Genomic DNA, 26,686 nt, shown 5'->3' with positions numbered 1-26,686 from the left:
TTATTAATCTACATTCGTTTCCTACCTTTAAAAACATTGACCAGAATGAGAATGACCGCGATGATAAGCAAGATATGTATAAACCCTGCAGCCACTTTAAAGACTAAACCAAGAACCCATAATAATATTATTGCACCAATAATTGTCCAAAGCATAATAATCTCCTTCCCTTCTCATATTCGATCTTTCATAATGAGAAGTTCCTTCAAAATTTTCAGCTTATATTTAAATTACCCATATCTTTCTGCAACAAACCCTTTAGTGGGTGAACCCAAAAATATTACATAAAACTGTAAATGCTGTAAATGATAATAAATAATTAAGGAATCTTCCAATTGATAACCCCTTAAGGAAGAACTACAGATCTTTGAAGTTAGGCAAAAACTAAAGAAGGAGTCGATCATTCATGAAAAAGTTTTTAGTCATCTGTTTAACAGCCTGTTCCCTATTCTTAGTTAACCTGGATCACCCGTCTGCACAGGAAAATAAAACAAAACCGGAAAGTGTACAATTCACTGATGCTCAAAAATCGGAAATCGCCAAGATCCAAAAGCAGATACTCGCGGACAAAAAGAAATTGATTGAAAAATATGTGGAGTATGGCGCGCTTTCGAAAGAAGAAGCCGATAAAATGGTTTCACATTTTGAAAAACATTATAAAATGATGGAAGAACATAATTTTCAAATTCCTCCGCACCGTCCACATACACGACACATGCATAAGTGATTCTATGTTCTTTACCTATATAGCATGATAATCCGTCCAATAAAATGGCCGGATTTTTTTTCATTTCTTTCGTCCTTGATAAATAAACCTTACGCGTTTACCATTTACTAAAGGATTTATATTTCCCTATAGCGAAATACATAACTATGAGAAATGAAAGGGTGAAAAGGATGAACAAAATAGGTATTACAGCAAGAGACTTATTTCACTTGAAATCAGTGACCGACCCAAAGCTATCACCGGATGGCAGCATGGCGGTTTTTGTCCAAACTAGAATTGATGAAAAAACGGAAAAATACATTTCCAATCTATTTATGTTCAGCCTGATTACGAATGAAACAAAGCAATGGACGTTTGGGGATAATCGTGATACATCACCTGCCTGGTCCCCGGACGGCAAACATATCGCCTTTATATCAGACAGATCTGGGAAAAAGCAAGTCCACATCATTGGGAGCATTGGTGGGGAAGCTCGCCAGCTGACCCATTTCGTTAACGGAGTAACCAAACCTATTTGGTCTCCTTGTTCCACCAAGCTTTTGCTTTCTACCGGGCTAAAAGAGGGCGAAAACCTTAATACGGTTAAGGAAAATGATTTGTCCAATGAAGTTCATAGGTATGACCGGATTAAGTACAAATGGGATGGTAGAGGTTATTTCGATCAATTATATCAGCAGCTCGTAATAGTGGATGTTTTTAATGACGAATCCATATTGCTAACGGAAAACAATTTGGATCACCACCCGAACGCATGGTCCCCTGACGGTCAGCATATTGCATTCATAAGCGGGGATGCAGAAAAAAGTGATGTTGAACTATTTTCTGATATTTTCATCATGGCCCTTGAAACGAACTCTCTTCAGAAGATAACGGATAGTACAGGTTTCTTTAGAGATCCGAAGTGGTCTCCAAATGGCGAATACCTTTCCTTCATTGGCCATAATAAAGATTTTGCCGGTGCCACCTTTTCAAATATTTGGTTGTACTCCATATTGGATCAATCGATTCAGTGTTTAACCGATGGTTGGGATGTTCAAATTGGAGATTCCGCAATTGGGGATTTCCAAATCGGAGCAGTCGACCCAGGCATTTTATGGACAAACGATAGCCAAGGCTTTTACTTTTTAATAAGCGATTACGGAAATACTGGAGTATATTATGGTTCCATTGAAGGAGCTATGTATCCATCCATACTTGATCCGCAGCATATATACGGACTGACTATAGATCCCGAAAGCCATCGTGCCGTCGTGGCGATTAGTACACCTGTTCATCCCGGTGACCTCTTTGCCTATAACCTTACTAATGGGGAAAAAGAACAAATCAGTTTTGTTAATGAAGATTTTTTAAAGGAAAAACATTTGTCCATCGCTGAACCCATTACTTTTCCATCTGTTGATGGACTTACCATCCATGGCTGGATCATGAGACCGACCGATTTTAATGAAAATCAAAAATATCCACTCATTTTAGAAATCCACGGCGGGCCGCATGCGATGTATGCCAATACCTATGTTCACGAATTCCAGACCTTGGCTAATGAAGGGTACACTGTGTTGTTCACTAATCCGCGTGGGAGTGTGGGATACGGTCAAGATTTCGTAAATGCATGCCGGGGCGATTATGGAGGCATGGACTATAAGGACTTAATGGCTGGAGTTGACCATGTTTTAGCAACGTATGATTTTATTGAGCATGAAGATTTGGGGGTATGCGGTGGCAGTTATGGAGGGTTCATGACAAATTGGATCATCGGTCATACCAACCGTTTCAAGGCTGCTGTGACTCAGCGTTGCATTAGTAACTGGCTAAGTTTTTATGGTGTCAGCGACATTGGCTATTATTTTACCGAGTGGGAAATAGGCGGCGATATCGTTAACTCTGCTGAAAAATTGTGGCAGCACTCACCTTTAAAGTATGTTGCCAATGTGAATACCCCTTTACTTTTACTTCACGGTGAAAAGGATTTCCGTTGTCCCATTGAACAGAGCGAGCAATTTTTTGTCGCTTTAAAACGGCAAAATAAAGAAGCGGTACTTGTTTCCTTCCCGGATGAAACTCATGAAGTATCCCGAAGCGGATCCCCAAAAATGCGGCTGCAACATGTAGAAGAAATAAAAGGATGGTTCAATAAATATTTTTAAAAAAACGAAACTCTGTTAGCCTTGGCTAACAGAGTTTCGTTTTTAGTGTTGGATTTGATCTCTGTCCTCGGAAATTGAGCTTAGTGCATTTCCCGCCATTGAATTAGTCTGATTGTGTACAGCTAGGTCACCTAATGCCACGACTCCGACCAGCTTGTCATTTTCAATTATAGGAAGCCTTCTGATTTGTTCAGTACTCATTAACTCCTCAGCTTGCTCCACTGACATATCAGGGGTGCCTGTTACAAGATCCGTAGAAATAACATCGGTAATTCTAGTCGAATTCGGCTTTTTCTCGGCAACACAGCGGATAACGATATCCCTGTCTGTAATGACACCAACTAAATGGTTATTCTCCAATACAGGAATGACACCAACATCATCATCCTTCATTTTGACTGCTGCTTCATATATATTATCTTCTACAGTGCAACAGTCCACGTCTGTTGTCATAATATCTCTTAATGTAGTCAAGGATATCCCTCCATTTTTCATAAGTTGCTTGTTTATTTTTGACTTCTCAAGCGAAATTATTCATCAAACACAAACACGATTCATTCCACATATTTCCCGTGATCCGGTTTAGCCAATGAATCGAATTCATTTGCAAGCCTTGATAAACCCATTTCCAGTTCTTCCCCTTCAACAGGATACCCGTGACCCGTTACAGCGACAGCCGGTTTAAGACTATCCAACAACCTTACCGATTCCTTGGCAGCCTCCCAATCTGTTGTCAAATACCGTGGCGGGCCTGCTATTTCTTTCTCCTGAGTAATGACCTTATATAGTGAATCTTGCCTGACATTCACAAAAGCATCTCCAGCAATCAGACTTCGGTCACTTTCCCGGAAAAGTGAAATATGTCCTTTAGAATGGCCCGGGGTGTGAACCCATTTCCAACCGGAAAGCTCGGGAACACTATGATCCTCAGGCAATGGCTGAACTTTTTCATCCAGGTTGATTCCCTCATTCGGAAATATCCAAGAAATCTTGGCAACCATCCCCCCTTCAACAGTGGAATCTGGTTCAGGATAATTTTCCTGTCCCGTTAAATAAGGTATTTCTTTAATGTGGGCATAAACAGGAGCGTTCCAGTACTCCATTAACTCAATCAATGCACCAACATGATCGAAATGTCCATGTGTCAAAATAATGGCAGCAGGCGGATGATCTGGCCCGTAGATACCTTCAGCAGCTTTCTTTATTACCTCTGCTGAACGGGGCATCCCTGCATCTATCAATACCCATTTTTCATCTTTGGGTGAGCCTACAAAAATTACATTAACGATTTGGACGGAAAGACAATAATATCCTCTTTTACAATCTGGACATCTCCACTGGAAACTGAAGTCATTGGCAGGAATTTTTCATTCAAATGATTATCATCCATTAATGATCCTCCTAATTTGAACATACTGTTTTTTAAAGGATACCCTGTAAAAGAAAATAAAAAACAACCTATATATTATATAGGCTGCCTATTAGAATACATCCCTCCGGGTAAATACTGAAAAAGATACAATTAATGCAACCACCCACCAAACGAGCAAAGTAATGACGGAGGATAATAAGGTCATCCCTTCTATCGGTGGAGCCGTCCCGCTAATATAAGCGGTCAATTTCAAATTCACCATGAAGAAATATTTAGCTGATTCCCATGATGACACCATATTGTTCAATATTGCCCCGGAAATCAATGCAGCCAGCATGATGCCCATGCCTGCAGGGGTGCTTCGCACTAAAACCGAGAGCATGAAAGAAAGGGTCCCTACAACTACCGCCACCAGCCAGACAAGCCCCAAATCCATCAATAGGAATTTCCATTGTTCAACTAACCTTACTTGACTGACATCCACATCAGCACCCTTCAATTCGAATCCGGTTATTACGGGTGCCCCCCATCCTTGATACCCAAAAACTATTCCTGATAACAAATACGACAATATGGCTGTCATCGCCACGATAATTGAAACCGACAATAATAATGTTACATATTTGCTCAATAAGATTTTCCAGCGCTCCACTGGCCGTGTCAGCAGAAGTTTGATCGTACCTTGACTATTTTCGGAAGAAACCAAATCACTTGCCACGATCATGATCAACAGCGGAATGAATAAATCAATTGCATTTTCCAAAAACATGCGTGTAAAAGTAGCTGCGCCTGGTTCTGAGGGGTTGATGTCATGATCCAGGTAATATTGCTGCTGTTTCAGACTTACTTCCAGTTGTTCCCGCCACTCATCCAGCATCCTATTTGAGCCCAACCGATTTTGGGTATCGATGATTTGCTGCTGAAGGGAGGCACGCCAATCTTCAGTTCCCAACTTCTCACGCTGCTCTTCCACTTGCTTGTATTGGGCATATGTAAACATCAACACTAAAATTCCGACGATGATACCTATTATGATTAACCGTTTCTTTGCCAGCAACTTCATCATTTCATTTTGAATCAGGTTATTCAATACCTGCACCTCCGACACTGGTAACTTGTAAAAATAACTCTTCCAATCCCGGGAGCTTCCGATTCATTTCATGCACCCTCACCCCTGCTTGGTTAAGTGCAGCATTCCATTCGGGTGTTTTGATTTCGTCATATGCTGTAATGATATACTCCTGATCTAAGGTTATATCGGTGAAACCGCTAAGGATTTCCGCTCCCTTTTGTATAGGCTCCAGCCTCCAAATCATCCGCTCTTGCGTGGATAATAGGCTTTCCACTGTATCCGTTTTAATAATTTCCCCACTTTTAATAATTGCGACCCGGTCACAAAGTTGCTGTATTTCACCTAATAAGTGTGAAGAAACCAGAACACTCATACCTTCTTCTTCAGCCAACTTTCTAATGAATTGTCGCATTTCACGGATTCCAGCAGGATCTAGACCGTTGGTTGGTTCATCCAAAATCAACAGTTTAGGGCTATTCAGCATTGCCTGCGCGATTCCTAGTCGCTGCCTCATACCTAAGGAATAGGTCTTCACTTTATCATGAATTCTCGCTTGCAGACCGACGAGTTCTATTACCTCGATCATTCTTGTTTCATCAACTTCAGGTAACATCCTTGCAAAGTGGAGCAAATTATCCCACCCGCTTAAAAATGGGTATAACTCTGGATTTTCAACGATGCAGCCCATTTGCTTCATTGCCTTCGTAAATTCCTGACGAACATCATACCCGCATATATGGATGGAACCGGAGGATGGCTTAATCAAACCAACCAACATGCGGATCGTCGTCGTCTTACCGGCTCCATTCGGTCCTAAAAAACCGAAAACTTCACCTTCAATCAGCTCAAAATCTATTCCTTTTATAATTTCCCTTTTGCCAATCTTTTTTTTCAAGCCCTTAACGGATAATGTCACTTGTTTCATCGTTCCTCATCCTCCCATTTTATTAAAGGAGCAACCCTATCAGCAATTAACCGATATCCCTTCTTATTTGGGTGAAATTTATCTGAATACAAATACTCATTTACCGATAATTGAAATAAATCAAACGTTGGAACGAAAATAGCATTTTTATAAAGAGCCACGACTTCTGCCGTTTCATTATTCCAGTCCCGCACGATCCGGTTCGTATCAAAGTCCTCATCCAAATCTATAAATGGATTATACAGGCCAAGCAATAAAATGGTAGCTGTATCATTGACATTATTGATATCTTTAAAAATTTCATGTAAATTTACCAAGTAATTCTTTTGTGATTCAGATATAGCTCCACTATCATAATCAAGCAGGGTCTGGCCTTTTTGAAATAAATCGTTGCCTCCGATTGTAACTAAAATAACATCAGCTGCCTGTATTTGGCGCTTCACTTCCGGTTGTTTCACTTGCTGTACCAATTCTTTAGACACTTGTCCATTAATTCCGAGGTTATGAATGAGCGGTTTTTTATCGTATTCACTCTTCAAATCTTCCACAACAAGTCCAACGTAGCCTTTACCTGTTTCATCACCTGTTCCACGTGTCAATGAATCACCTAATGCCACTACGGTAAAATCATCAGGCAAATCTTTTTTAACGGGGGGTTCTTCAATTGCTTCCATATCAGAAGTCCTTTTTCCATAATGGTCAATAATCGCCCATCCAAGGCAAAATAAAAAAAACAATCCGATAAGAGTTGATACAATGGTAGCGGCCAACACTTTTGGTTTGCTCAATAACACTCATCCTTCCATCCATCCATTCTCTATCTTCCATTAAATCATATTATTTCCAAAAACAAAAAACTGATTGCTCTTGATACGAAAAATAGTACTCCCCATCATCCTAATCACCAATCTGCCGCTCCTATCAATAAAAAAGGCAGAAAGCGAGCTAAACCCATTCTGCCTTTTATTGAATTACTGTTTAATCGTTTCCTGTCCGACCATGGAATTCCTTTTGATTTTGTCTGCTCTTTTTTAGACAGTATTTCGCTAGCAATGGCCCGGAAATATTATGCCAAACACTAAGATGGCACTCGGGACGGCCGCTAGTGGAGAAAAATGAGCTGTCGCTAATGTAGCACCTAAACCTGAGTTTTGCATGCCCACTTCAATTGAAATCGCTTTTTGATCTTCGTATGGATTTGTGCTGCTTCAAAACAGCTTTAAAATCACTAAACGAGAGAGTGAGACCCATCCCAAACATTATTATTCCAAGCAAACTGTATATGTAAGGAGCAATCCATTTAAAGGGACGATTAAAAAAGACCCCTTCACCATGGAAGGTGAAGAGGTCTCTTGCTTTCAATAAGAAAAATTTTTTAATAGTTATATTTTTAAATCATTTTTTTAATATACCTGGGGTTTTCCCCATTACTTTTATGTTTTTATCTAACCTCATCAGCCATACTGTGAGCAACATCCCAATCAGTGTGAGTGAACCGTAAAATAGATACACCGCATATATCCCTGATTTATCCAAGATTATCCCGCCACTGAATGTACTGAACCAGTTTCCCAATCCATTTCCAATGGCGGAATAAAGCGTTATTGCCGTAACTGTTATACGGGCTGGGACGACTTCCCGGATATATTGTAAAGCTGCCGGAATGAATAAGCCAAGTGAAAACCCTTGAATGATCGAAGTCACATATACGGTAGTCAAACTTGGCTCGGTATAGTACAAAACCCAGCGGATCAATGAAGCCGTTCCAGCCAATAAGGTAATTGGCAAAAGGCCTATTTTATGAATCCAGGTACCTGCCATTCTCATAAATGGAATTTCTGATAGTACTGCTAAAAGGAACGCAATGCCAATTCCTGTATATGTCCCGCCTCTTGCCTCTACAAACAAACCATAGTATACATTATTTGCAAGATTAGGACCAAAAATCAAGAACGTTATAGCAAGAAAGATAAGGAAACGTTTCATTGTGATCAATTCTTTCATTCCACCGAAAAGTTTTGCCTTTTCTCGAGGAGGCTCTTCGGGCAAACGGAGAGCTAGAAGAGCTGCGATCAATAGACCGAAGAAAAAGGCATAAAATATAACGGAAGGACCAATGAAGGATTCCGATAATTTCCCCATTACAAAAACGGCTACACCGTAACCAAGTGAACCGAATAAACGGATTTTTCCATAATTCGCTTTGATTCTTGTTGTATATTGAAGGGTGATGCTATCTGATACTGGTATTATGGCACTTTGAAAGATAGCCAAAGCTATTGCCACGGATACTATAAGTAAATAGTGATTAAACAGCAAGTAACTTAATCCGAATATACCAGCAAGCAACGATGTCATTGCAAGTATTTTTGCTGGTCTCCCACTCCAATCACAGACAATTCCCCAAAAAGGTTGAAAAACGATCATCACTATCGGTCCAACAGACATAATCGTACCTATTTCAATACCAGACAAACCTGCCTCATTGGCTAAATAAACGCTTAATAGCGGTGTTAAACTTCCCACTGCAAAAAATGAAAATAAGTAAAATACCTTCAAGCTTATAATATTTGTATGCTTTTGTTTTTCCAAATCCTGTTCCCCCATGCAGTCATCTTCTACCTCAAGTTTTCTTATATCTCAACGAACTCCGGATTTTTTTCACGCTTCCCAATTCATAGGTAGCACGTATTAAAGACAGTACCTTTATTAAACCTGCTCTCGACAAAGACATTTCCAAGGTGGCTTTCTATAATTTTAAAGCTGATCACGAGACCTGATTCATTACCAGATTTTTTCGTTGTAAAAAATGTTCTCCCAGTCTCTTAAGCTGCTCTGGCGGCATCCCAATTCCTATTTCGGTTAAGGATACTTGTACTTTTCCCCTCTAAGTACAGTAAACTAAAGATATTGAAAAGCGTACCGACTTATCAACAATGGGCTCAATTTCAAACTGTGTTTAATGATAATATATCCATCGAAAACATGAAACCGCAAAAAAGACATTTGCAGTACATGTGTTGTTTTATACGATATGGAAAAAAACCAAACCCTGCAAGAGCAATCGCTAATGCTAACAAAAAATTATTGTAGAAAAGTTGTATGCCGTCAATATTGAATTATCGAGATTGAATATGTCTACAAAATCTAGTGTCCAAGTAGCCAATCCCTTAGAGAGGCAGCTCCCTATATTATAGGCGTTAATACTTCTCGATCGTATAAATAACGTTGTTAGTAAATCCAACGCCGTATACGACGCCATTATCGTCAAAAGTACTGTAATCATGAAGTGGACAGGTATTTGAAGTCGCAATTGAGTGTTCCATTTTTCCCCTTGACTACCTCTACCGTTCCATTCTCCTTTATTGTAATGGAAAATCGTAGAACCTAAAAGGTTTTTTATTCCCACCCCCATTCAGCCCCATATCTCAAGTAAATGTAGGTTTCTTTCATAAAATCAATAAAATGAGAAATACTATTCTTTTGTATAGAGTAGAATAGAAATACATGATATTGACAAGCATTCACACCTGCTTCATCTTGCAGGTCATTATCAAAAACAAAAATAATTATTCAAGAATATATTAATTAAGAATGTTAATTTCTTTATTTAATTATACCTATAGGTTTATAATTAAATAGAACTTTTATAGAGAGAAGGAGTGGGGGGCATGATTATGTCAGACCTGGCAGGTGCAAGTACAACAGAAATTATGCAAAAGAAGACCCAGCATAAAAAATTAACACTAAGACAAATATTACAGAGAGGTCTTTTAATAACAATCGGTGCAGTTTTAATGGCTGTCGGCCTCGAGATTTTTTTAGTACCGAATAACGTAATCGACGGAGGCATAACGGGAATATCGATTATGTTATCTTACATCACTGGATGGAAACTCGGTATCTTTCTTTTCGTATTGAATCTTCCTTTCTTTTTTATCGGTTATAAACAAATTGGAAAAACCTTCGCATTATCTACTCTGTATGGGATATTAGTCCTTTCCATTACCACTACATTGCTTCATCACGTACCAGCTTTCACTCAAGATATCCTCCTAGCGTCCGCTTTCGGCGGAATGATTCTTGGCATTGGTGTTGGAATGGTCATTCGATATGGCGGCTCATTGGATGGTACAGAAATACTTGCTATACTCGCTAGCAAAAAGCTCCCTTTTTCCGTTGGGGAGATCGTCATGTTTTTTAATTTATTCATCCTTGGCAGTGCGGGCTTCGTTTTCTCGTGGGATCGCGCCATGTATTCGATCATAGCTTACTTCGTGGCTTATAAAACGATGGATATCGTCATCGCTGGTTTGGACGAATCCAAATTTGTTTGGATTATCAGTGATGAATTTGACGATATCGGCGACGCCATAATGAATCGCCTTGGTCGCGGCGTAACCTATTTAGCGGGCGAAGGTGCTTATTCCGGTGATCATAAAAAAGTCATCTTTTGTGTAATAAACAGGCTTGAGGAAGCTAAACTTAAAGATATAGTCAAAAGCTTCGATCCTTCTGCATTTCTTGCCGTAGGGGATATCGCGGAAGTTCGAGGCGGTCGCTTCAAGAAAAAAGATATTCACTAATCATCACCTGCTTTTTGCTAAATCAAATTGACAAAAAGATAAAAAAAGCTGAAGGGAGATTCCCTTCAGCTTTTTTTATACAGACTTAATAGTTTCTTGGATTGTTGATTGCTTGAAGCATTCTGGTGCCGGGTTTCATCTCGCTGCTACATAACGGACAAACGTGTTCATCATTACTTGTAAAGTTATCGCGAATCCAACCTTTGCAATCTTCTGATGTACATTCCCACACCTTTGTTTCTTCAGGAATGATTTCTTCCGTATTATTTCTTCTATACATATATCTCACTCCTTAGAATTGAATTGACTCCGTACTGCATAACAGATCACAAGCCATAAAGATAAAAGAAGAATAGATGGCTAATCTAAATTGTGAGTAAATACTCATTCGCAAATCTAAGATTTAATTCTTGTTCTTACACCCAAACTTTTTTTAGTGGTAGGAACTTGAGATTACGACATGAATTTTTAATATCTCAGTAACCATTATATCATATATATGCTTTATATATTTGAGTAAAGATTCTAAAGATGTCGGTTTTCCTAATCAAAAAATGAAACACAGTCTCTGACTTACCCTTCAAGATAATCGAGACTGCGCCGTTTAAGAATCCATTCCATATGGTTCTTCCTGCTCGTTCGGATGAAAAATTCAAAGCGAATCGAGCATGAGAGTAATTTTAGTGCCAAAACCTAAAACAATGAAAGCCCTGCCTCTCTCCCATCCATACGGTTCCTAGACCGTGCCTGCGAGAATCAGATAAAAGCTTGTAAGTACATGTTTATTAATTAAAACCGTCCGTAATTCCAATTGGGAAAAAGTAAATTCCAAAAGATAAATGGTACATAGAAGTAAGTTAATGAAGAACAGAAATGGATCGAGGAAAATACTTGGTGATTACATGTATTTCTTTTTTCTAGATGTGTTTAACTTGTTTCTACTCCATCATGAAAAATGATGGAAAATTATTTCATTAATAAAAATGTTACTTTAAATTACCCTCCAGTGCTTTCTTTTCATAACACTGAAATTTAATCTTACCACATTTATTTATATGTGTAAAGTATTAATCTAAAATAAAATCACTCCGTTATACTTCCCTTCATATAATAAAAAATAAAGAGGCTATGATTCACCTCTTTTATTTAAACGCATTATATTCATTTTCAATTTTTGGAAGTTCCCTGACTTCCTCGACCAATTGACTTCCACACATTGGGCAATCATAGTTTTCCGAGGCAAAATCTTTTCTCATCCAACCATTACAATCTGCTGATCCGCACGCATATACTATCGTATCTTCCATAATGATTTCTGGTTCCTCTGAATTCTTTTTACCAAAATACATGAGCAACCTCCTCTTTTTTATATAAAGACTCTGATTAAAGGTGCGAAATTTCACCTTTTTATCATTCCTAGTATACGCATTAAACCAAATTCTTATTTATTCAAAGATGAAATTATCCAAAAACCTTAACACCTACGTGTATCACAAACCTGCTTTAACCAAGATCGCTTTAATCATATAGTAGGAAATATTCTCAGGCAGGGCTTCTTTTAGTGGTTTCAGTTTTTCAGAATCCAATTGTTTCGCAGTATCCAAAACAAGTTCAAACTCTTCATCCGTGAAAATCTCTTCCCATTTGATATCCATGTGTTCTTCAGCACACTTTAATAAATGATTTTCAATTGAAATGGAAGACAGCCCTCTGGATGTCGCAATTTCCTTGATTGATTTGCCTTCCTGATATAAGAGATAGCTTTCTAAATGAGATGGTTTAGTACTTCTTTTTACCGTTTCCTTAGTAACCATTGTATTCTTTTCTAGTTCAGGATGTGCCTGTACATAATGGGAAATACCTTTTAGGAACACGGCACCGAAGCGTTCGTATTTCTGGGTCCCTACCCCTTTAACTTCTAGGAATTCCTCTTCCGTCCTCGGCAGTTTCACTGCCATATCTTTCAATGATGCATCGGAAAAAATAATGAAAGGAGGTACATTCTCCTTACTAGCCAATTCTTTTCTTAACTGTCTCAACTCTTCGAACAACCCATGATCCACACTGATGCTGTTTACTTTTTTTATTTCTTTACGGAGGACTTTTTTCTGCCCCAACAGCACTTCCCTGCCAGCATTGGTTACTTTAAGGACCGGAAATTGGCCGCCCGTCATTTCGATATACTGTTTTGCTGTCAGGAAATCAATGAAATCACCTACATCCTTTGCAGATTGATTATTGATGATTCCATAGGTAGAAAGCTTTTGAAAACCGAACTCTTCAATTTTCTTATTGCGTGAACCCGTGAGGACTTGGGAAATCATCGTTTTACCGAATCGCTCACCCATTCGCAACATGCATGAAAGGACCATCTGAGCCTGAGTAGTTACATCAACGGAATCCCGCTTATCTGTACAATTTTCGCAATGACCGCAATCTTCAGGGTTTTCATCTCCAAAGTATCGAAGAATGAAGGCTTGCAAACACCCTTCGGTAAAACAATAATCTTTCATTCTGTTCAACTTCTTCAATTCCTGGGATTGCCACTCCTGCGAAGGGTTTGATTGATCAATCAAGAAACGCTGTATCTGCATATCCTGGGGGGAATACAAAAGGATACATTCACTATCCAAACCATCCCTCCCTGCACGGCCCGCTTCCTGATAATAACTCTCCATGTTCTTAGGAGTTTGGTAATGGATGACGTATCTAACATTCGACTTATCGATTCCCATCCCAAAGGCAGATGTCGCTACCATCAAGGGAATGTCATCCCTAATGAATTGGTCCTGCTGTTCCGAACGGTCTTGTTCATTCATCCCGGCATGGTAACGGCCTGTCTTGAATCCGGCTTTATTAAGCTTGGCATACAAAGAATCGACTTCTTTCCTAGTAGCTGCATATATGATACCCGATTCATTTTTGTTTTTCTCTAAATAGCGCATTAAAAACCGTCCGCGATTTTCTTCTTTTACAACGGAAAAGAACAAGTTATCTCTGGAAAATCCCGTTGATACTGTATGCTCCCCTGATATTCCGAGCGACTGACAAATATCATCGGTCACATTTGGAGTGGCTGTTGCCGTTAATGCCAGTACAGTCGGAGATGATGGCATGTTTTTCAATAAGGTTTTGATTTTTAAATAGCTTGGTCTGAAGTCATGACCCCATTGAGATATACAGTGGGCTTCATCAATGGCTACCATTGAAATGTCCACATTAAATAAATCCTGTTGAAATGCAGGATTTTCCAAGCGTTCCGGTGCCACATAAACCAATTTATATCTTCCTTGCTTAATATCGTTCATTCTATTGGATGATTCTAACCCAGAAATGGAGCTATTAAGAAATGTGGCATCAATCCCGTTTTGTTCGAGGGCATCTACTTGGTCCTTCATCAAGGAAATAAGTGGGGATATCACGAGTGTTATACCAGGTAACAAAAGGGCTGGAATTTGGTAACATATCGATTTACCTCCGCCAGTAGGCATGATTCCCGCGGTGTTTATTCCTCCCAACACCTGTTCGATAATCTGTTCCTGACCTTTTCTGAATGACTCATAACCAAAATATTCTTGTAAATACTCACGTGCTTTTTCCATCAATTCACTACTCCTCCTATTTACCTCGCAAGGATTTATAAGGATCTATTACTTTCATTGTACCTGCTTTTCCCATGAACCAAAAGGACAAAAAAGTAGACACATTAAATCTCTGTGTCTACTTTTTTCAATATATAAACATGTTTTGCATGGTTAAGTTAATTCAGGATTTGCACTTTAACGTTTTTAACGCCCCAATTCACGGCATCCTGTTCGTTTGGAACAAATATGTCCACTCTATTTCCCTTGATGGCACTGCCTGTATCGGCTGCCGTTGCGTAGCCATAACCTTCAACATAAACCTTTGATCCTAATGGAATGACTGAAGGGTCCACGGCAATCACTTTTGCATCAGGATTAGCTTTCAAGTCCACTCCTGTGGCTGTTGTTCCGCTGCAGCCTTGACAATCAGCCGTATAGGCGGTTGCACTAACAGTAATCTCTTTTCCAGATTCCGCTTGATTTTGGGATTCATTGCTTGTGTCTGCTGGTTCCGATTGTTCAACTGGTTCTGATTGTTCAACTGGTTCCGATTGTTCAACTGGTTTTGATTGTTCAACTGGTGCCGCTTGTTCAGATTTCTGCGCAGGCTCTACACTCGCCGCTTCGACTTTGTTAGCCGCTGGTTTAATGATTAGTTCCTGTTTCGGATGGATAGTATCTGAATTTAAACCGTTCCAAGATTTAATATCATTTACAGCTACATCATATTTGTCTGCAATGTCCGATAATGTGTCACCTGACTTGACTTTATAATGCTTTTCTTGAGAAATATGTATAGTTTCCCCTACATAAATCGCGTCTGAAGACAAATCATTCCAAGACTTAATATCTTCTATTGATACTTTATATGTTTGAGATATCCCCCATAATGTGTCTCCATCTTTCACTTTGACATCTTCTGCTTGTACCGGAATTGTGAATGCACCGGATATTGCAGCCGCTGCCGCTAACGATAAGATTGATTTTTTCATATGTTGTTACCTCCTTGTGAGCTGCTTTATAAGCTACGAGTTCAATCTTAACATAACTTTTTTCTATACAAAGAACAAACAGATAAAGAATAGATGACAAACATCACAGGAAGATAACGGCACTATAACAAGTTATTTTAATATTCTGAAAATATATTATTTCCTACCTCTTTCCTTTCCCAACCAGTTGAGTCATATTATGTATTGCCTAATCATAATAATTAGAGGCTATATCTTTACAAAGGAGGTATTTTTTTGACGCGCGAAAAGACTTTTACCTTAGTTAAGTCATATAAACCTTTCCATAGTAAATTCGATCCTTGCCCGCCGATTGGGAGGAAGTACTACAGGACACCTCCTAATTTGTATATTAATTTTCAACCGCCGAATTTGGAGCAGTTCACACCTGAGGAAGCTTTGAAATACGGTACACTTTGGAAATTCTTTTATGATTTTTATGATAATCCATATCGGGAAAGGGAGACATAAATGAATCAGAAACTGGATGATGAATATTATCAGTTGCTTGAACAAATACAGGCTGCGGATTTCGTACTTGTCGAGTTGACTCTTTATTTGGATACACATCCTAACGATCAGCAAGCATTACAGCAATTCAATCAATTTCATGAATACTCCAAACAATTGAAATCGGTTTTTGAGCCTAAATATGGTCCGTTATTGGGTTTTGGAAACAGTCCAGGCGGTGAAAATAAATGGGAATGGGGCCAAGGCCCTTGGCCATGGCAGGTATAAGGAGAGATATCTATGTGGGTTTATGAAAAGAAACTGCAATATCCAGTTAAAGTAAGAGACTGTAATCCTCGATTGGCAAAATATTTAATAGAACAATACGGGGGTGCTGATGGTGAGTTGGCTGCAGCACTCCGATACTTAAATCAACGATATACAATTCCTGATAAAGTGATTGGCCTGCTGACGGATATCGGAACGGAAGAATTTGCCCATCTGGAAATGATCGCCACGATGATTTATAAGCTTACAAAAGACGCCACCCCTCAGCAGATGGTTGCAGCCGGGCTAGGTGACCATTATGCCAATCATGATAGTGCCCTTTTTTATCATGACGCGGCAGGAAATCCATTTACTGCCACATATATCCAAGCCAAAGGCGATCCCATTGCAGATTTATATGAAGACATCGCCGCTGAAGAGAAGGCCAGAGCAACCTATCAGTGGTTGATCGACATCTCGGATGATCCTGATATCAATGATTCACTCAGGTTTTTGCGTGAGAGGGAAATTATCCATTCGATGAGGTTCAGGGAAGCTGTGGAGATTTTAAAAGAAGAAAAAGGTAAAAAGAAGTTTTTTTAATGAAACCACATGAAAAAAGCAGCGGATAAAAATCCGCTGCTTTTTTCATTTACGGTCTGAGGAATATGTCCATCCATCTTCCTGGTAAACCTTTTCTTCTTTCATCAGTTTGCCCAGAGCACGTTTGAACGCTCCCTTGCTTAAACCGAAGTTAAACTGGATATCATCAGGTGGCGTTTTGTCGCCATATGGCATGGCACCGCCACGATTCATTAAATAAGTGAAGATGACATCAGCATCTTCCCCCATTAAATCTTGTTTAAAGGGAATTAAAGAAACGTTAAGCGTTCCATCTTCTTTACTATCAATGACGCGCCCTTCAACTAATTCACCAAGGCGGGGCTCCTCCTTGCGTTCACTTTCGTGAATGAAACAGCGGTATCCTTCTTGGGAAACAAAGAAAGACCCAACCATAAGCAAACGATAGACATTTCCCTTAACAGTGGTGTTACGGACTCCTTTTAAAGGAGCTTTTACTGCAATCTCCTGGATTACATCTTCCGTTGCAAGTTTACCAAACAGACGGTCATTACGATCTGTCTTTAGGGATACATATAGACGGTCGCCAACCTCAGGCCATAAACGATCAATATTCGGAAGGTCGTCCAGAGATACAAGAATATCTTTGGAAAGGCCGATGTTCACAAAAACACCAAGTTTCCTTTTCACATTGACAACTTCCGCCCAGCCATACTGATCAATCTGAATTTCGGGGATCTTCATTGTCGCTGTTAGCCTTGCTTGTTTATCATGGTAGATGAATACAGTTACTTCATCTCCAAGTTCAAGTTCAGTTCCTTCATTCATTTCATTATGATGAAGTAAGACATCTTCTGAACCGTCAGTTAAAAACCATCCGAAATCAGCCTTACGTTCCACTTCTAACTCTACAGCCAAACCGGCCTGAATTTTTTGCATGTATTTAAATCCTCCTGTGACTTACCTTTACCTACAATTGTACCCAATTATTTATTTTACCATCATATTTGAATTTATCATTTTTTTCTTGTTCTGTATACCTATTACGGTTTTTTATTTTTCACCCTTGCCGTCTTCATCTAAAGCCTGAGGAACCAGAATCTGTCCTTGTTTAACATTACTATGCATGATCACTTTGGATAATTGGCTCGGTTTATATGTAATCTTAGCTCCCAAGGAGATTCCCTTTTCCCTTTCATCAAGTGCGATCGATACTTATCTACCTGACCGATCTTCTGATCCTGCAATTTCAATCTTAGGTATTTCGATGATATAATTTAACGATTAACTGAAAGGAAAAAGAAATCACTCATGACAAAAAAATTGTATTATACGTCCACCAAGACTTCCCAATGGGAAACCCAAATCCGGGAGACCTTTGAAGAAAATGGCTTTTACTACATCACTCTTGAAGAAACCGCCTTTTATCCCGAAGGGGGCGGCCAGCCTGCAGATACTGGAAAAATAGAAGGAATCACCGTTCTTGACGTTATAAAAAGCAATGATGGAAGGATTCTTCATAAGACTGAAAAACGGCCAGGGTCAGATATGGTTCACTGTGAAATTGATTGGTCCCGCCGTTTCGATCATATGCAACAGCATAGCGGCCAGCATTTACTCTCTGCAGTCTGTCGGGAATTGTTTGACGCTTATACGGTCAGCTTTCATCTTGGAAAGGAATATTTAACGATCGATATTACATCCGGATCTAAATGGACTGAAGTACATACGGCTGCAGTTGAAAAGCAAGTTAATCAATATATCATTGAGAATCGAGAAATACTGATATATTACGTGACAAAAGAGCAATTACAGACACTTCCTGTCGTCAAAATGCCTAAAGTGTCTGAGAATATCCGTATTGTTGAAATAGAAGGAATTGAGTATAACCCTTGCGGTGGAACCCATGTAGAAAGAACCGGGGAGATTGGCTTAATAAAAATTTTCAAAACGGAGAAGCAGAAAGAACATACCCGCCTCTATTTTAAGTGTGGCTTCAGGGCATTGGACGATTTTTCCGAGAGTCTTGGAATTCTTTCAGCCTTATCGACTAAATTCAATACCGGACGTACAGAGATACTTAATAGGGTGGAGAAACTGGAAAATGACTACAAGCAGCTGCTATCGGCAAATGAAAACTTAAAACTTGAAAATGCCAAGTATCTTGCTGACACCCTGCTTGCTGAAAATGTAGGGGGATTCATCTCTCATATTTTCGAAGATAGCTCAATGAAAGAACTGCTTTACCTTTCAGGTACGATTGTAAAAAAGGAAAAGGTCATCGTATTATTAGCATCACGTAAGGAGCAAAAGGTTATTCTTTCGCACAGTGGGTCCCTCCCCTTACATTGCGGACAATATTTTAAAGCTGAACTCAGTTCTTATAATGGGAAAGGCGGAGGGAACGAACAGACTGCACAAGCAGGTTTTGCATCACAAAATGACTTAATGGCATTTTACCAATACACAGTTGAAAAATTAGGCCAAAATCCTGGTGAATAAAACTTCTGCGAAATAGTCCATGCCAACTCGTGATTTATTTTACAGAAATAAGAAGAAGAGGACAGATAAAGTCCTCTATCTTCTTATTCTTCTATTTTCAATTTCTGTAACCCTTCTTTTTCAATATGAAGATGATATTTTTCTTCAAGCTCCATGATACGTTTAAATGCTTTCTCCTGATTATATTCATGGTTTTCCGATTCCTCGGCAAATTCTTTTCTTGCCATATGATAGGCCAGCTTATCCCTGAACACTCCTTCTTCATACTCATCTATGACTTTATGAAGTTGATCCTCCAGTTCCCTGCTTAAATCATATATATCATATTCCTTCACATACTGTACTCCTTCCATGCCGAAATCTTTGGCAAAGGAATTAAGATACTGTTCCATCTCACTGAAATCTTTATTATTTTCAGTATCGGAAGCAACCCAATATCCGTACTGAACCATTTTGAATAATGTTTCATATTGTTTCTTGGTAAAATTGATCTTCATTGTCTATTAACTCCTTTTCCGGTTTCCTTACATCAAAAAGAATAAACCGCAATGGAACAAAAGTCCATCCAATGCGGTTTATTCTCAATCCATTATTTCCGTTACAGAAAAATAAGCTGCTTTTTCCGTATCTACAACATAATGGCAATCGCCTTTAACCAAATTATAATAACGGTGCTTTTGAATATTTGAAATCATTTGAGTGGAGTCATCGCCCTCTACCTCATGCTCTAATTCTTTGCCGCCCGGAAAATAAAAACCAACTTTCAATTTCATCCTTCTCATCCTTCCCTTCATCTGGTTGAATCTCTCTTTTATTTCTTATCCTTTCTAATGCAGTTATAAACATAAATAAAATGCTTATTCACTTTTCCCATGATATTCTAGGGAAAACTACAAAAAAAGAAGGTGTTTTTGATGAAAATCAGGAAAGCGAGAGAAGAAGATGTAAATGGAATAGCAAATGTACATATAAACAGCTGGCAAACGACATATAAAGGGATTCTCCCGGATCAATACTTGTCTTCCTTGAATCTGGAAGCCAGAAAGAAAAATTGGCAAAGAAATTTAAAGATGCTGCATAATGCCACCTTTGTTGCGGAAAATGCCAATGGGGAAATCATCGGTTTCGCTGCCGCAGGGCCTGAACAAACGAATGATCCGCATATTCAAGGGGAAGTATATGCTGTCTATTTTTTAAAAGAATATCAACGACAGGGATTTGGCCGAAAAATGATAAAAGCGGTCATACATGAGCTCATTAAAATGGAACATAAGAATTTAATAATCTGGGCATTGAAGGATAATCCTTCATGCGGTTTTTACAAGGCGCTCGGCGGTCGAGTCATTGCTGAAAAAACCGTTAGAATGGCTGGCATCGAGCTCATCGAAGTCGGTTTTGGGTGGAAAGATATTCAGGATATCCTTTTTCATTTGTGAGCGTAACCTGGAGGATGGTTACATTCACCCTCCTCTCATGTCTCGATAAGGAAAGCATTTTTCTCATTACCTAAAAAATAAAGCCGGTGCAATGGCCTTGTCATTGTTACATATAGCAGTTTGATATCAAGCTCATTTTCACGGCAATATGCTTCTTCCAGGGATATTGCAAATACGACATCGAATTCCAGACCTTTGGCTTGATAAGAAGGAACAATTAACGTCTTATCCTTGGGGATGTTTCCCGCCTCATTTATTAAATGAAAGCCTTGATGGAATCCACTAAGTTTCTCGTTTGCCAGTTTGCAATCTTTCATCGTTTTTGCAATGACGGCAAACGTTTTGAAACCTTCCCTTTTAAGCCCTTCAATAAGTTCGATCAGTTTTTCTTCCCAGCCTTCCTTTTCTATGGAAATGAATTCCGGATTCCGGCCATGACGGACTACAGGTTCAACTTCCGGGAAATCGTATGTTAACAACTGAAGAATCCGGTTAGCTTGTTTCATTATTTCAACAGTGGTTCTATAACTTTTTTGTAATTCAGTATACGTAGCCCGCGGGAAAATACGATGGTGAACTTCCTCCCATGTCTGAAGTCCGCGGTATGAATGGATGCCTTGTGCAAGGTCACCTACGAGTGTGAACATGTCAGTATCCACTGCGGTTTTGAGTGCCTGTAACTGCATGAAACTATAATCCTGAGCCTCATCAATGACGACATTTTTTGCTTTGTTTTCTTTGTCGACACCAAAAAGCCGCTCCTGAAGGTATAATAATGCACCTAAGTCCTCCATTTCGTAACATTTATCAGAAAAATGTTTTTGATTATACTCACATAAAGCATTGGCATCTTCAACAGTAAGTTTACCGTTACTGTACGAGGCGAGCCGCTCCGGATCTTGATATAATTCCTGATAGTATTGGAGAAGATCCTTCTTTTTGAATTGCTTAAAATAGCCTTTTACGGAAGAACGGACCGCCTTTTTGATCTGCCCGATCCTTTCTTCTTTTTTATCGAGGCATTTTGTAACAAATTCCTTACGTACGACTGGATCGATATTCTTATAGAGAGCCTTCTCGATTTTGGCCTCATAAAAACCAACAGCACGTTCAAGCATTATTTTCTTTTTCAATTTCACTTCATTTTGTAAAATGGCCTTCAGTTTGTCCAGCCTGCTATATAACGGTAAATACCAATAATCCTCTTCCAATAACCTTATGAACTTCTTAGCCGAATAGAGGCGATATTTATCACAATAAAAATCTGTATCCGGATGAAACCCCTGGAAAATATCCTTTACATATTCGTCCAAAATATATTTAAATGCAGGGGAGCCCTTTAGACCTGATATCCAGACAGCGGTTTTTATTTCTTCATCATCCTTTTCCAGCAATCGAGTTAATTTATCATCCGCTACAAGCTTCACTTGCTTACCTATCGCTACTTGAACATATTCGGAAAATGTGAATTGTTTTACTTTTTCAACACCCAATTCTGGTAATGCTTCAGATATGTAATCAATGAACACCCTGCTCGGTGCAAGAATCATTAATTGTCGCGGATCGAACAAGTCTTTATAATGGTAAATGAAATATGAGATTCTATGTAACGCAATTGTTGTTTTACCACTGCCAGCTGCGCCCTGGACTATGATTGGCTTGTTCAAATCTGCACGAATGATTTTATTTTGTTCTTCCTGAATCGTGGTAATGATATCTGTCAATCGATTACTGGAACTTTTAGAAAGGGATTCCTGCAACAATTCATCCGTTGTTGTTAAATCAATATCCCTTACCTCTTCCAAGACACCTTCTTCTATCATTAGTTGCCTCTTTAAAGTGATGTTCCCGCAAAATGTTTCCCCTTCCGCTTCATATTCAATTTCACCAATCCGCCCCTCATAATAAAGGTTTGCAATTGGTGATCGCCAATCGACGATGATCTGTTCCTGGCTTTCCCTCTGATAAAGGGATGTTTTTCCGAAATAAAGCACTTCGCCACTTTCACCATCATTCCTTTCAAAATCCACTCTTGCAAAGTAAGGCTTTTTACTGGCTTTGCGTAAACTTTCAAGTTCAGTTTTGGACATTTCAAAAAAGTTGGCTGTAGTCAGCAACTGAGAATATAAGGCGGATTCAGACCAATCGGCATCACCAAAAGCTTCTTGCATATTCCGCTGAAATTGATCTTTGCTTGTTTCTGATGTTTTGATGACTACATCCATATAACGTTTGGTAAAATCCAGCCGCTGTCGTTCATGTTCGAAATCAGGGTGACTTCCCAAAAAAACCACTCTCCCTTCCATATTTATTTATCAAACTAAAAAAATGCCGATGCTAAGACGAAATGGACATTTATACTATCAGAAAACCCAATGGTTGACAAATCTGGATACATAGAATTATATACTTGAAATTAACTTTTCCGATATTTCACATAATTTTAAGAATGCACAATATATTCTAGATTGGACGTTGCTATAAAATGTTGACTTATGAAAGAGCCAAAATGCTTTAGGAGGAAAATCTTTAATACATTTCAGAAATAGAAAGAGGAATATTTAATAATTACTTCTTTGAAATTACCATCCTGGAGTAGGAAGTTTATTTTTTTATTTTACCCTATGAATCAGTTTATCCAAAAGAATGATGTTAATGGACATTATACTATTCTTAAAGATATGCAGGGAATTTATTGTATATCAAGAAAATGGCAAACCCATCAAGCATGCTTTGGAACAAATTCTTATACGGGCGATGCGAAATCATGTTTCTCTCGGAATGATCTTTAACATGAGAAAAATCGACACAAAAAAGCACTTCTATTAGGGTAAAGTGCTTGGTTAAACCATTCTGCTCCTACAATTGTCATCAATTCTTAACATAAAAAACGCTAATTTAATGTTTCTATGGAAATCTTACATATATACTTAAATTACAATTAATTATTTTTCTGAGAAAGTGGGTACTGTCATGGAAATAAATGAAAGACAACCAATGCTATCCCCTAAATTAATCCATGAACTTGAAGTTTTATCATCTAAAACAAATATGTCCATCCCTGAATTATTAGAAATATCTGTTGTATCACTGCTAGAAAAGGTGAATAATACTAAAGAACTAAATGTTGGTCTTAATAATAAGGAAATGATTTTAAGAAATAAAATCATCATTAATCAAAATAAAGAAGTTTTGAATAAACAAAGCACTTGACCATAATAGGTTAAGTGCTTTTTGGTTCTTCACATTTACAAACCCATGAACGCTACCTGAATACCTATCTGCCTAAGCCATGCAATTACAGCATTTTTTCTGTTTCCATTCCAATGTCATAAAAAACACTTAACTGCCATTATGTTTTATAAGGCTAGATATTCTACCGTGGTTTCCAATATAATATTCATTCTTTATTATGTAATTTGCACCAATGCAGTATTCAGTAAATCCCGCTTCCATTTAACTTTCTGAATTTGATGAATTTCCTTTTTCCGTTTGAATTTGTAATTTGGCATAAAAAAAAGCAGTTATTAAACTGCTTATCAATTATTCATGGTTTATTTGATGTCACGTATGTACCAGCTATGAAATCATGTATGGCTCTATGATCTTTTCTTATGCCAACCATGAATGCACTAACAATAAACCCTATCCCTAATGTAATGGCATAAACTAAAGCAGCAACTAAATACCTCAATAGCATTGTGCCTATGCCTAATTTTTTACCGTCTACCCTTACTATGCGTATACCCACAATCCTTTTACCCACTGTATAGCCATACCATAGTATCGGGACAATCATCATGTAGAGAAAGTTAAAAAACGTTGAAAAATTTTCATTTTCCCAATCACCTGTAATCAGCCCGAAAATTATCGCTAATGGTGCTGATACAATTATGCCATCCAAAAATCCTGCGAAAAGACGTTTCCAAAAACCTACAGAATCGCTCATATGTGTTCCTCCTGTTATATTAGTTACACTTACCTATATTACCAATTAAAAAGTTAATGCGTAATAAGTCTTTTTACCCATAAATTTTGTTCGACAAAAAATTAAAACTTAGATTAGAGGAGATAATTTTTCATCAAAATTAAATACCTGTGTAATTTTTGCTTATAAACGTTTGTTTTTACTAATCTAACTTTAATTTTCCTAAGAAATAAGATACAATTTAACGAGCGGCATAGTTTAAAAATTAATGAACATAAACTGCTGTTTGTGTGAATCAGCGTAAAACTAGTGAAACAAAATGTTAGACACGTTGAAACAAAAGTATTTTGGAGGAATGTAAATAAATGATTACAGTAAATAATGTTGGTTTACGTTATGGCGATCGTAAACTGTTTGAAGATGTTAATATAAAATTCACGCCTGGTAACTGCTACGGTCTGATAGGTGCTAATGGTGCGGGTAAATCCACGTTCCTAAAAATCCTTTCCGGTGAAATTGAAGCACAATCCGGTGATGTCCATATGGGGCCTGGCGAACGCCTTGCCGTTCTAAAACAAGATCACTTCGCTTTTGAAGAAGAAGAGGTCCTTAAAGTTGTCATTATGGGACACGAAAGATTATATGAAGTCATGCAAGAAAAAGATGCCATCTATATGAAAGAAAACTTCACGGACGAAGACGGAATGAAAGCGGCCGAACTTGAAGGTGAATTTGCCGAATTAAATGGTTGGGAAGCTGAACCTGAAGCTTCCATTCTCCTAAAAGGCCTTGGTATTGCAGAAGACCTGCATACAAAGAAAATGGCAGAATTGAACGGTGGCGACAAAGTTAAAGTATTGCTTGCCCAGGCACTATTCGGTAAGCCGGATGTTCTATTACTGGATGAGCCTACCAACCACTTGGACTTAAAAGCAATCAAATGGCTGGAAGAGTTCTTGATCAACTTTGAAAACACAGTTATCGTAGTTTCCCATGACCGTTACTTCCTTAACAAAGTTTGTACACATATTGCGGATCTCGATTTCGGTAAAATCAAAGTTTATATCGGTAACTATGACTTCTGGTATGAATCAAGCCAGCTTGCCCTTAAATTGACTCAAGATGCCAACAAGAAAAAAGAAGAAAAAATCAAAGAGCTTCAAAATTTCATCGCTCGATTCAGTGCCAATGCATCCAAATCAAGCCAGGCGACATCCCGTAAGAAATTATTGGACAAAATCAGCTTGGATGACATACAGCCTTCTTCTCGCCGCTATCCATATGTCGGCTTTTCACCTGAGCGTGAAATCGGGAATGACCTGCTTCGTGTAGATGGAATCTCGAAAACGATCGATGGCATAAAAATATTGGATAATGTCAGCTTCACAATGAATAAGGGTGACAAGATCGCTTTTGTCGGTAAAGATGAGATTGCCAAAACAACAATGTTCAAAATCTTGGCAGGTGAAATTGAACCGGATAGCGGCTCATTCAAATGGGGCGTTACGACCTCTCAGGCATACTTCCCTAAAGATAATGCCGAGTTCTTTGAAGGTGTCGATTTAACTCTTGTCGATTGGCTCCGTCAATATTCTCCTAATGACCAGAGCGAAAGCTTCCTGCGCGGTTTCTTGGGCAGAATGTTATTCTCTGGCGATGAAGTCACGAAAAAGGCAAGTGTTCTTTCAGGGGGCGAAAAAGTCCGCTGTATGCTTTCTAAAATGATGTTAAGCGGTTCGAACGTGCTAATGCTTGATGAACCTACTAACCATCTAGACTTAGAGTCAATTACGGCATTGAACAACGGTTTGATCAGCTTTAAAGGATCGATGATCTTCTCTTCTCATGATCATCAGTTCATCCAAACTATAGCGAACCGAATCATTGAACTTACACCAAAAGGTACAGTTGATAAGCAAATTAGCTATGATGAATACCTTGAAAATAGCCAATTACAAAAACAAGTGGCTGAAATGTACAAATAAGATTTATGAAAGCACATCCTTATTGGATGTGCTTTTTTTTTGGTTCCTGATTCTCCCTACCTGCATTTGTTTCATACCTTCAATGCATTGAAGGTATAAAAAACACTCTGCAATAA

Annotated in this window: 27 protein-coding genes and 2 pseudogenes; 10 read left to right on the top strand and 19 right to left on the bottom strand. The window is 38.6% G+C overall.

Annotated features, from left to right (window positions below; genetic code table 11):
• Positions 1–8: 8 nt before the first annotated feature.
• The gene (locus QUF86_RS17870) at positions 9–155 is read right to left on the bottom strand and encodes a lmo0937 family membrane protein (RefSeq protein WP_289316149.1); all 147 of its coding nucleotides are present in this window, start codon (positions 153–155) and stop codon (positions 9–11) included.
• A 251-nt stretch (positions 156–406) separates the two neighbouring features.
• On the opposite strand from QUF86_RS17870, the gene QUF86_RS17865 reads away from it, so the two are divergent.
• Positions 407–727, top strand: coding sequence for a YckD family protein (locus QUF86_RS17865; RefSeq protein ID WP_289316148.1), 321 nt, complete (start codon positions 407–409; stop codon positions 725–727).
• 170 nt (positions 728–897) lie between these two features.
• Positions 898–2,871 (top strand): S9 family peptidase, encoded by a 1,974-nt coding sequence (locus QUF86_RS17860; RefSeq protein WP_289335068.1) that lies wholly within the window; start codon positions 898–900, stop codon positions 2,869–2,871.
• A 42-nt stretch (positions 2,872–2,913) separates the two neighbouring features.
• On the opposite strand, the gene QUF86_RS17855 is transcribed toward QUF86_RS17860, so the two are convergent.
• From QUF86_RS17855 to QUF86_RS17820, 8 genes and pseudogenes are all read right to left on the bottom strand, one after another.
• Positions 2,914–3,345 carry a CBS domain-containing protein gene (locus QUF86_RS17855; RefSeq protein WP_289316146.1) on the bottom strand — a complete coding sequence of 144 codons (432 nt, stop codon included), beginning with the start codon at positions 3,343–3,345 and terminating at the stop codon, positions 2,914–2,916.
• A gap of 80 nt (positions 3,346–3,425) precedes the next feature.
• Positions 3,426–4,261: pseudogene (locus QUF86_RS17850) on the bottom strand (MBL fold metallo-hydrolase).
• Between the two features lie 91 nt (positions 4,262–4,352).
• Positions 4,353–5,333 carry an ABC transporter permease gene (locus QUF86_RS17845; RefSeq protein WP_289335067.1) on the bottom strand — a complete coding sequence of 327 codons (981 nt, stop codon included), beginning with the start codon at positions 5,331–5,333 and terminating at the stop codon, positions 4,353–4,355.
• Positions 5,326–6,240 (bottom strand): ABC transporter ATP-binding protein, encoded by a 915-nt coding sequence (locus QUF86_RS17840; RefSeq protein WP_289335066.1) that lies wholly within the window; start codon positions 6,238–6,240, stop codon positions 5,326–5,328. Before QUF86_RS17840 ends, QUF86_RS17845 begins: the two co-directional genes overlap by 8 nt.
• Positions 6,237–7,028 carry an SGNH/GDSL hydrolase family protein gene (locus QUF86_RS17835; RefSeq protein ID WP_289316142.1) on the bottom strand — a complete coding sequence of 264 codons (792 nt, stop codon included), beginning with the start codon at positions 7,026–7,028 and terminating at the stop codon, positions 6,237–6,239. Before QUF86_RS17835 ends, QUF86_RS17840 begins: the two co-directional genes overlap by 4 nt.
• Positions 7,029–7,218: 190 nt before the next feature.
• A pseudogene (locus tag QUF86_RS17830) lies at positions 7,219–7,433 on the bottom strand (bile acid:sodium symporter family protein); the annotation flags it as partial.
• A 202-nt stretch (positions 7,434–7,635) separates the two neighbouring features.
• Positions 7,636–8,832 carry an MFS transporter gene (locus QUF86_RS17825; protein ID WP_483313924.1) on the bottom strand — a complete coding sequence of 399 codons (1,197 nt, stop codon included), beginning with the start codon at positions 8,830–8,832 and terminating at the stop codon, positions 7,636–7,638.
• Between the two features lie 608 nt (positions 8,833–9,440).
• Positions 9,441–9,566, bottom strand: a complete 126-nt coding sequence (locus QUF86_RS17820) for a hypothetical protein (protein ID WP_289335064.1) — start codon at positions 9,564–9,566, stop codon at positions 9,441–9,443.
• A 345-nt stretch (positions 9,567–9,911) separates the two neighbouring features.
• On the opposite strand from QUF86_RS17820, the gene QUF86_RS17815 reads away from it, so the two are divergent.
• A complete protein-coding gene (locus QUF86_RS17815; RefSeq protein WP_289316140.1) occupies positions 9,912–10,826 on the top strand; it encodes a YitT family protein in 915 nt (304 codons plus the stop codon).
• 85 nt (positions 10,827–10,911) lie between these two features.
• Here QUF86_RS17815 and QUF86_RS17810 read toward each other — a convergent pair whose 3' ends face one another.
• The 4 genes from QUF86_RS17810 to QUF86_RS17795 all read right to left on the bottom strand — a co-directional run bounded on the left by QUF86_RS17810 (position 10,912) and on the right by QUF86_RS17795 (position 15,402).
• Positions 10,912–11,106 (bottom strand): cold-shock protein, encoded by a 195-nt coding sequence (locus QUF86_RS17810; RefSeq protein WP_034307294.1) that lies wholly within the window; start codon positions 11,104–11,106, stop codon positions 10,912–10,914.
• 862 nt (positions 11,107–11,968) lie between these two features.
• Entirely contained in the window at positions 11,969–12,175 is a 207-nt protein-coding gene (locus QUF86_RS17805; protein ID WP_053346482.1) for a cold-inducible protein YdjO-related protein, read from the bottom strand.
• 141 nt (positions 12,176–12,316) lie between these two features.
• Entirely contained in the window at positions 12,317–14,431 is a 2,115-nt protein-coding gene (gene recQ, locus QUF86_RS17800) for a DNA helicase RecQ (protein ID WP_289335063.1), read from the bottom strand.
• 155 nt (positions 14,432–14,586) lie between these two features.
• Positions 14,587–15,402: a 3D domain-containing protein gene (locus QUF86_RS17795; protein ID WP_289335062.1), complete on the bottom strand. Its 816-nt coding sequence runs from the start codon at positions 15,400–15,402 to the stop codon at positions 14,587–14,589.
• Between the two features lie 255 nt (positions 15,403–15,657).
• On the opposite strand from QUF86_RS17795, the gene QUF86_RS17790 reads away from it, so the two are divergent.
• From QUF86_RS17790 to cotJC, 3 genes are read left to right on the top strand one after another with little or no spacing between them, the layout of a single operon-like run.
• Positions 15,658–15,891: a spore coat associated protein CotJA gene (locus QUF86_RS17790; RefSeq protein ID WP_063234475.1), complete on the top strand. Its 234-nt coding sequence runs from the start codon at positions 15,658–15,660 to the stop codon at positions 15,889–15,891.
• Positions 15,892–16,158 (top strand): spore coat protein CotJB, encoded by a 267-nt coding sequence (locus tag QUF86_RS17785; RefSeq protein WP_289316137.1) that lies wholly within the window; start codon positions 15,892–15,894, stop codon positions 16,156–16,158. It abuts the gene before it with no gap.
• 12 nt (positions 16,159–16,170) lie between these two features.
• Positions 16,171–16,740 carry a spore coat protein CotJC gene (cotJC, locus tag QUF86_RS17780; protein WP_289316136.1) on the top strand — a complete coding sequence of 190 codons (570 nt, stop codon included), beginning with the start codon at positions 16,171–16,173 and terminating at the stop codon, positions 16,738–16,740.
• A 45-nt stretch (positions 16,741–16,785) separates the two neighbouring features.
• Here the strand turns inward: cotJC and QUF86_RS17775 are convergent, their stop codons facing one another.
• Both QUF86_RS17775 and QUF86_RS17770 read right to left on the bottom strand, forming a co-directional pair.
• A complete protein-coding gene (locus tag QUF86_RS17775; RefSeq protein ID WP_289316135.1) occupies positions 16,786–17,658 on the bottom strand; it encodes a CvfB family protein in 873 nt (290 codons plus the stop codon).
• Between the two features lie 114 nt (positions 17,659–17,772).
• Positions 17,773–17,895, bottom strand: coding sequence for a hypothetical protein (locus tag QUF86_RS17770; RefSeq protein ID WP_289335061.1), 123 nt, complete (start codon positions 17,893–17,895; stop codon positions 17,773–17,775).
• A gap of 135 nt (positions 17,896–18,030) precedes the next feature.
• On the opposite strand from QUF86_RS17770, the gene QUF86_RS17765 reads away from it, so the two are divergent.
• On the top strand, positions 18,031–19,221 hold the full coding sequence (locus QUF86_RS17765) for an alanyl-tRNA editing protein (protein WP_289335060.1): 1,191 nt from the start codon (positions 18,031–18,033) through the stop codon (positions 19,219–19,221).
• Positions 19,222–19,304: 83 nt separating this feature from the next.
• Here QUF86_RS17765 and QUF86_RS17760 read toward each other — a convergent pair whose 3' ends face one another.
• Positions 19,305–19,718, bottom strand: coding sequence for a hypothetical protein (locus QUF86_RS17760; RefSeq protein ID WP_289335059.1), 414 nt, complete (start codon positions 19,716–19,718; stop codon positions 19,305–19,307).
• 84 nt (positions 19,719–19,802) lie between these two features.
• Positions 19,803–19,994, bottom strand: a complete 192-nt coding sequence (locus QUF86_RS17755) for a hypothetical protein (protein WP_289325343.1) — start codon at positions 19,992–19,994, stop codon at positions 19,803–19,805.
• Positions 19,995–20,135: 141 nt separating this feature from the next.
• Between QUF86_RS17755 and QUF86_RS17750 the strand changes: the two genes are divergently transcribed.
• The gene (locus QUF86_RS17750; RefSeq protein ID WP_289316131.1) at positions 20,136–20,657 is read left to right on the top strand and encodes a GNAT family N-acetyltransferase; all 522 of its coding nucleotides are present in this window, start codon (positions 20,136–20,138) and stop codon (positions 20,655–20,657) included.
• 35 nt (positions 20,658–20,692) lie between these two features.
• Here QUF86_RS17750 and QUF86_RS17745 read toward each other — a convergent pair whose 3' ends face one another.
• Positions 20,693–22,942 carry a HelD family protein gene (locus QUF86_RS17745; RefSeq protein ID WP_289335058.1) on the bottom strand — a complete coding sequence of 750 codons (2,250 nt, stop codon included), beginning with the start codon at positions 22,940–22,942 and terminating at the stop codon, positions 20,693–20,695.
• A gap of 688 nt (positions 22,943–23,630) precedes the next feature.
• Between QUF86_RS17745 and QUF86_RS17740 the strand changes: the two genes are divergently transcribed.
• The gene (locus QUF86_RS17740) at positions 23,631–23,870 is read left to right on the top strand and encodes a hypothetical protein (RefSeq protein WP_289316129.1); all 240 of its coding nucleotides are present in this window, start codon (positions 23,631–23,633) and stop codon (positions 23,868–23,870) included.
• Positions 23,871–24,204: 334 nt separating this feature from the next.
• Here the strand turns inward: QUF86_RS17740 and QUF86_RS17735 are convergent, their stop codons facing one another.
• A complete protein-coding gene (locus tag QUF86_RS17735; protein WP_289335057.1) occupies positions 24,205–24,606 on the bottom strand; it encodes an RDD family protein in 402 nt (133 codons plus the stop codon).
• A gap of 344 nt (positions 24,607–24,950) precedes the next feature.
• Here QUF86_RS17735 and QUF86_RS17730 point away from each other — a divergent pair, with 344 nt between their 5' ends.
• Positions 24,951–26,570 carry an ABC-F family ATP-binding cassette domain-containing protein gene (locus QUF86_RS17730; protein ID WP_289316127.1) on the top strand — a complete coding sequence of 540 codons (1,620 nt, stop codon included), beginning with the start codon at positions 24,951–24,953 and terminating at the stop codon, positions 26,568–26,570.
• Positions 26,571–26,686: the final 116 nt, after the last annotated feature.

The sequence above is a fragment of the Peribacillus sp. NJ11 genome (assembly GCF_030348405.1).
In the GTDB taxonomy this organism is placed as follows: Bacteria; Bacillota; Bacilli; order Bacillales; family DSM-1321; genus Peribacillus.
The sequence above is the reverse complement of the archived record's forward strand: the minus strand, read 5'-3'. Positions and strand labels throughout refer to the sequence as shown.